Annotated in this window: 5 protein-coding genes and 1 pseudogene; all 6 read right to left on the reverse strand. The window is 65.9% G+C overall.

What is annotated here, in order from left to right:
- Nucleotides 1–175 precede the first annotated feature (175 nt).
- On the reverse strand, nucleotides 176–583 hold the full coding sequence (locus tag HC022_RS17505) for a hypothetical protein (RefSeq protein WP_089962994.1): 408 nt from the start codon (nucleotides 581–583) through the stop codon (nucleotides 176–178).
- 299 nt (nucleotides 584–882) lie between these two features.
- Nucleotides 883–2,829, reverse strand: a complete 1,947-nt coding sequence (acs, locus tag HC022_RS17510) for an acetate--CoA ligase (protein WP_167453288.1) — start codon at nucleotides 2,827–2,829, stop codon at nucleotides 883–885.
- Nucleotides 2,830–2,985: 156 nt separating this feature from the next.
- Nucleotides 2,986–3,741 carry an ABC transporter ATP-binding protein gene (locus HC022_RS17515; protein WP_167453289.1) on the reverse strand — a complete coding sequence of 252 codons (756 nt, stop codon included), beginning with the start codon at nucleotides 3,739–3,741 and terminating at the stop codon, nucleotides 2,986–2,988.
- 12 nt (nucleotides 3,742–3,753) lie between these two features.
- Nucleotides 3,754–4,509 carry an ABC transporter ATP-binding protein gene (locus tag HC022_RS17520; RefSeq protein ID WP_167453290.1) on the reverse strand — a complete coding sequence of 252 codons (756 nt, stop codon included), beginning with the start codon at nucleotides 4,507–4,509 and terminating at the stop codon, nucleotides 3,754–3,756.
- 11 nt (nucleotides 4,510–4,520) lie between these two features.
- Entirely contained in the window at nucleotides 4,521–5,723 is a 1,203-nt protein-coding gene (locus HC022_RS17525; protein ID WP_167453291.1) for a branched-chain amino acid ABC transporter permease, read from the reverse strand.
- 3 nt (nucleotides 5,724–5,726) lie between these two features.
- A pseudogene (locus tag HC022_RS17530) lies at nucleotides 5,727–5,892 on the reverse strand (branched-chain amino acid ABC transporter permease); the annotation flags it as partial.

The following is a 5,892-nucleotide window of genomic DNA, read 5'->3' on the forward strand; positions in this document are numbered from 1 at the left end:
TTATAGGCCAAGCCTTTGCGCATGAAAAGCAAGCTGAGCCGGGAAAAGCATATGTCAAAGGGCATTTTTGACGCGGGGTCATGATCCGGCGAAACCGCATGCACGCGGGCCGGGAAACTCTCGTGGCACCCGGACGAATCGGTCGCGAGGGGCACCGCACCCTGGGCTGGCAGGCCTATGGGAGCGGTGCGAAAACGTTGTCGCGCGGGTAGCTGCCCTGCTCGCCGTAGGGCCGCGGGAGGGTGTCTGCCTCGACCCGAGGGGCGTCGGGCTGCTCCGGGCGATCCTCGGGTTCGGCCTCGGCAGAACCGGGAAGCCGCGGGCGCCGATCGGCCTCGGCGGTGTCCTGCGTCTCTTCCGCGGGCTCGCTGCCCGTGGACGCGGCCTGTGCCTCGGCCTTGCGCGCCTCGTCGAGCAGTTTTTCGGCCTGTTTTTCGAGGATTGCCGAGATCTTGATCTGCATGATCGAGGGTGGGGCCACATGCTTGGACGGGTCCGGAAGGCCGGCGAGGCCCCTCCAGAAGTTGGTCGGCGGCTGGCCGCCGGTCCCCGGATCATTGCGCGACTGCGCCTGCTCCGCCACGGGCTGCACCTTGGTTTCGACGGGAGGTCCGTCGGGAACCGCGGGAAGGCCCTGTGGATGCCCGGTGGCCAAAGGTGCCACCGCGGGGGAAACACCTGGGAACTGCATGGAACTGCTCCATCAGATACTGTGCCCCCACGGATCAAGGCTACCACAGGAAACCGCGGTCGGCATCGGCGTCCGGAGAATTTTCGGCGTTTTTCACCTGCTTGGTAAATGCATCCTTGCGAGCCGCGCGAGGGGCGGTAACGCCGAACGGCCGCCCGAAGGCGGCCGTTCTTTGGTCCCGGAGGGCGGGTTTAGCCCTTGTTTGCGCGGTTTTCGATGAGGTCGTCGACGACGGAGGGGTCGGCGAGTGTTGAGGTGTCCCCGAGGGCGCCGTAGTCGTTTTCGGCGATCTTGCGCAGGATGCGGCGCATGATCTTGCCGGAGCGGGTCTTGGGCAGGCCGGGGGCCCACTGGATGAGGTCGGGCGAGGCGATCGGGCCGATCTCGGTGCGGACCCAAGCGCGCAGCTCCTTCTTGAGCTCCTCCGAGGGCTCGACGTCGTTCATCAGCGTCACGTAGCAGTAGATGCCCTGGCCCTTGACCGCGTGCGGGTATCCCACCACCGCGGCCTCGGCGACCTTGGCGTGAGCCACGAGCGCCGACTCGACCTCGGCCGTGCCCATGCGGTGGCCCGAGACGTTGATCACGTCGTCGACGCGGCCGGTGATCCAGTAGTCTCCGTCCGCGTCCACCCGGCAGCCGTCGCCGGAGAAGTAGTAGCCCTTGTATTGCTGGAAATAGGTCTGCTCGAAGCGCTCGTGGTCACCCCAGACCGTGCGCATCTGCCCCGGCCAGCTGTCGGCGATGGCCAGCACGCCCTCGGTCGGGCGATCCTCGATCACCTCGCCGCTGGTGGGTTCCAGCACCACCGGCTTGACCCCGAAGAACGGCTTCATCGCCGAGCCGGGCTTGGCGGCATGGGCGCCGGGCAGCGGTGTCATCAGGTGGCCGCCGGTTTCGGTCTGCCACCAGGTGTCCACGATCGGGCAGCGGCCCTGACCGATCTTGTCGTTGTACCAGTTCCACGCCTCCGGGTTGATGGGCTCGCCCACGGTGCCGAGCAGTTTCAGCGAGGATAGGTCGCAACCGGTTACGAAATCGTCACCCTGGCCCATCAGCGCCCGCAGCGCCGTCGGGGCGGTGTAGAACTGGTTGACCTTGTGCTTCTCGCAGACCTGCCAGAAGCGGCTGGCGTCGGGCCAGGTCGGCACGCCCTCGAACATCAGCGTGGTGGCGCCGTTGGCGAGGGGCCCGTAGACGATGTAGCTGTGGCCGGTGACCCAGCCCACGTCCGCGGTGCACCAGTAGACGTCGCCCTCGTGGTAGTCGAAGGTGATCTCCTGGGTCATGGCGGCGTAAACCAGATATCCACCACTTGCGTGCACAACCCCCTTGGGCTTGCCGGTCGAGCCCGAGGTATACAGGATGAACAGCGGGTCCTCGGCATTCATCGGCCGCGGCGGGCAGTCGGGGGCCGCGTGTTCCATCAGGTAGTTGAGGTCGACGTCCCGGCCCTGGATCCAGGTGGTCTGGTCGCCGGTATGCTTGACCACGAGGCAGCGGACCTTGTCCGAGCAGTGCAGGAGGGCGGCGTCGGTGTTGGACTTGAGCGCGGTGCGGCGGCCGCCGCGGGGCGCGGTGTCGGCGGTGATGACGATCTTGGCGCCGCAGTCGTTGATGCGGTTGGCAAGCGCGTCGGGCGAGAAGCCGGCGAAGACGATGGAATGGATGGCGCCGATGCGGGCGCAGGCGAGCATGGCGTAGGCCGCCTCGGGGATCATCGGCAGGTAGATGACCACCCGGTCGCCGCGCATGACGCCCTGGCTGAGCAGGACGTTGGCCATGCGGTTCACCTTGTCGTAGAGCTCGGCATAGGTGATGTGGCGGGCGGGGTCCTCGGGGTTGTCGGGCTCGAAGATGATCGCGGTCTGGTTGGCGCGGGTCTTCAGGTGGCGGTCGATGCAGTTGTAGGCGACGTTGAGCACGCCGTCCTCGTACCACTTGATCGAGACCTTGCCGAAATCGAAGCAGGTGTCCTTGATGCGGGTGGGCCGGGCCATCCAGTCGAGCCGCTGCGCCTGCTCCGCCCAGAACCCGTCCGGGTCCGAAATCGAGCGCGCATACATCTCCTCGTACCGCTCCGCGTCGACATGCGCGCCGGAGACAAAGTCGGATGACGGCGGGTAGGTGACGGACATGGTGTGGTTCCTCCTCCACGAGTTCTTTCCACCAAGGGAAACGCGGGAGGCAGGCGAAGGCAATAGGCATTTGGTGGAATGTTTCAGCAGCATGCGCTGAAATTTCCGACATATTGCGCGAGCGCGCGGTGACGACCCGCCACGCGCCCGACGCCTTCAGATCGCGAGGTACTCGGCCCGCAGGCTCTCGTTCTCGAGCACCTCGGCGGCGGTGCCGTCGAAGACGATGGATCCGGTGTCAAGGATGATCGCCCGGTCCGCCAGCTGCAGCGCGCGTACCGCGTTCTGCTCGACGATGATCGTGGTCATGCCCTGCTCCTTGATGTGGCGCAGCGTCTTCTCGATCTCGTCGACGATCACCGGCGCAAGCCCCTCGTAGGGCTCGTCGAGCAGCAGCACCTTGATGTCGCGGGCCAGCGCCCGGGCGATGGACAGCATCTGCTGCTCGCCGCCCGAGAGGGTCACGCCCTCCTGCTTGCGGCGCTCGCCGAGGCGGGGAAAAAGGTCGTAGAGCCGCTCGATCGACCAGCCGACGGGCGGCGCGATCTGCGCCAGTTGCAGGTTCTCCTCGACGGTGAGGCCGGAGATGATGCGTCGGTCCTCGGGCACCAGCCCGAGCCCATTCATCGCCGCCTCGTGCGAGGCCATGTTGTGGAGCGGCTTGTGGTCGAGCCAGATCTCGCCGCGCTGCACCTGCGGCGTCCCGAGCCGCGCGATCGAGCGCAGCGTGGTGGTCTTGCCCGCGCCGTTGCGTCCAAGCAGTGCCAGGATCTCGCCCTCGTGCACGTTGAAGCTGATGCCCTGCACGATGTAGCTCTCGCCGTAGTAGGAATGCATGTCCCACACCGAGAGGAAGGCAGGCGCGGTCTCGGCCTTGTTGCCGTGCCTGGAAAAGTCCGGTCTGACGTTCATTGTCCCGTCTCCTTACGCGTGCTCGCCGAGGTAGGCTTCCTGCACCTTGGGGTGGCCCTTGATGTTCTCCGGCACGTCCTCGACCAGCGGCGTGCCCTGCGCGAGCACGGTGATCCGGTCGGCGAGGCTGAAGACCACGTGCATGTCGTGCTCGATGATCGCCATGGTGATGTCGCGTTTGGCCTTGATCTCCTTGAGCAGGTCGATGGTGTTGTTGGTGTCCGCCCGCGCCATGCCCGCCGTCGGTTCGTCGAGCAGCAGCAGCCGCGGCTCTTGCACGAGGCACATGGCCATCTCGAGCCGGCGCTTGTCGCCGCGCGACATCGAGGCCGAGTGCATGTTGCGCTTGTCGAGCATGTTGACGTCCTCGAGCATCGCCTCGGCGCGTTCGCGCAGCTCGGTCTCGCTTGCGACCGAGCGGAAGGCGTGCAGCCGGTAAGCCCCGTCGCGTCGGGCGAAGAGCGGGATCATCATGTTCTCCATCACCGTCAGGTCGCCGAAGATCTCGGGCGTCTGGAACACCCGGCTGATGCCCATCTGGTTGATCTCGAACGGCTTGCGCCCGAGCACCGAGTGGCCGTCAAACATCACCGAGCCGGTGTCGGGGATCAGCTTGCCGACGAGGCAGTTCAGCAGCGTCGACTTGCCGGCCCCGTTGGGCCCGATGATGGCGTGGACCGTGTTTTCTGTCACCGAAAGGTTCACGTCGGTCAGCGCCTTCAGCCCGCCGAAGCGCTTGTTGACGTCCTTGACTTCAAGAATGCCCATTCTCGCTCTCCTCATTCAGCCGGTTCGGTGCTGGCGGACTTGGCGGGCTCCTCCGCCGACCTGCGGCGGAGGCGGCGCGCGATGCGCTGCCCGCCCTCGACCAGCCCGCCGGGCAGGAAGATGACGATCAGCATGAACATCAGGCCCAGCGTCAGGTGCCAGCCCTTGCCGACGAAGGGGTGGATCAGCGCGACCACGAAATCCTCGAGCCCGTCCGGCAGGAAGGACACCCAGCCGTGCACCACCTGGTCGTTGATCTTCGAGAAGATGTTCTCGAAGTACTTGATGAAGCCCGCGCCCAGCACGGGCCCGATCAGGGTGCCGGCACCGCCGAGGATGGTCATCAGCACCACCTCGCCCGAGGCGGTCCACTGCATCCGCTCTGCGCCCGCGAGCGGGTCCATGCAGGCCAGCAGCCCGCCAGCGAGGCCCGCGTACATGCCCGAGATCACGAAGGCCGCCAGCGTGTAGGGGCGCGCGTTGAGGCCGGTGTAGTAGAGCCGGTTCTGGTTCGACCTGATGGCCCTCAGGGTCATCCCGAAGGGCGAGCGGAAGATGCGGATCGCGAGGTAGAAGGAGATCAGCATGATCACTGCGGCAACGTAGTAGCCGACCGAGAACTGGAAGGCCCAGGGCCCGATGTCCAGGGTCTCGAAGCTGCGCATCTCGAGGCCGAAGAGGTTGGTGACCGGGATGCCCCCGTCCGCGGTGGCCGACTGGCCGAGGACGCGCGGGTCGTCGAGGGTGATCTGCAGGCCGGTCTCGCCGTTGGTGACCGGCGTCAGCACCGAGTAGGCGAGGTTGTAGCTCATCTGCGCGAAGGCCAGCGTCAGGATCGAGAAGTAGATCCCCGAGCGCCGCAGGCTGACGTAGCCGATTACCACCGCGAAGAGCCCCGAGACGACCATCGACAGCACGATGGCCGGAAGCACGTTCATGCTGAGCAGCTTGAACATCCACACCGCCGCGTAGCTGCCCACGCCGAGAAAGGCCGCGTGGCCGAAGCTGAGGTAGCCGGTGAGGCCGAACAGGATGTTGAAGCCGATGGCGAGGATCCCGAAGATCACAAAGCGCTGCATCAGGTCCGGGTAGCCTGCGTTGAACTGCGCCAGCCCGCTGTCGGTGGGGAAGGGGTTCAGGATGAATGGCGCGAACAGCGCCATCACCGCGACGATCAGGAACAGGGTGACGTCTTTTTTTCCGAGTCCGAACATGGCTCAGTCCTCCATCACGCCCTTGCGGCCCATGAGGCCCCTCGGACGGGTCAGCAGAATGATGATGGCGACGAGGTAGATGATGATCTGGTCGATCCCGGGCAGGATCGCCTTGATCTCGTTCATCGAGGCGAAGCTCTCGAGGATGCCCAGCAGGAAGCCCGCGAGC

Source organism: Salipiger sp. HF18 (assembly GCF_011806505.1).
GTDB lineage: Bacteria > Pseudomonadota > Alphaproteobacteria > Rhodobacterales > Rhodobacteraceae > Salipiger > Salipiger thiooxidans.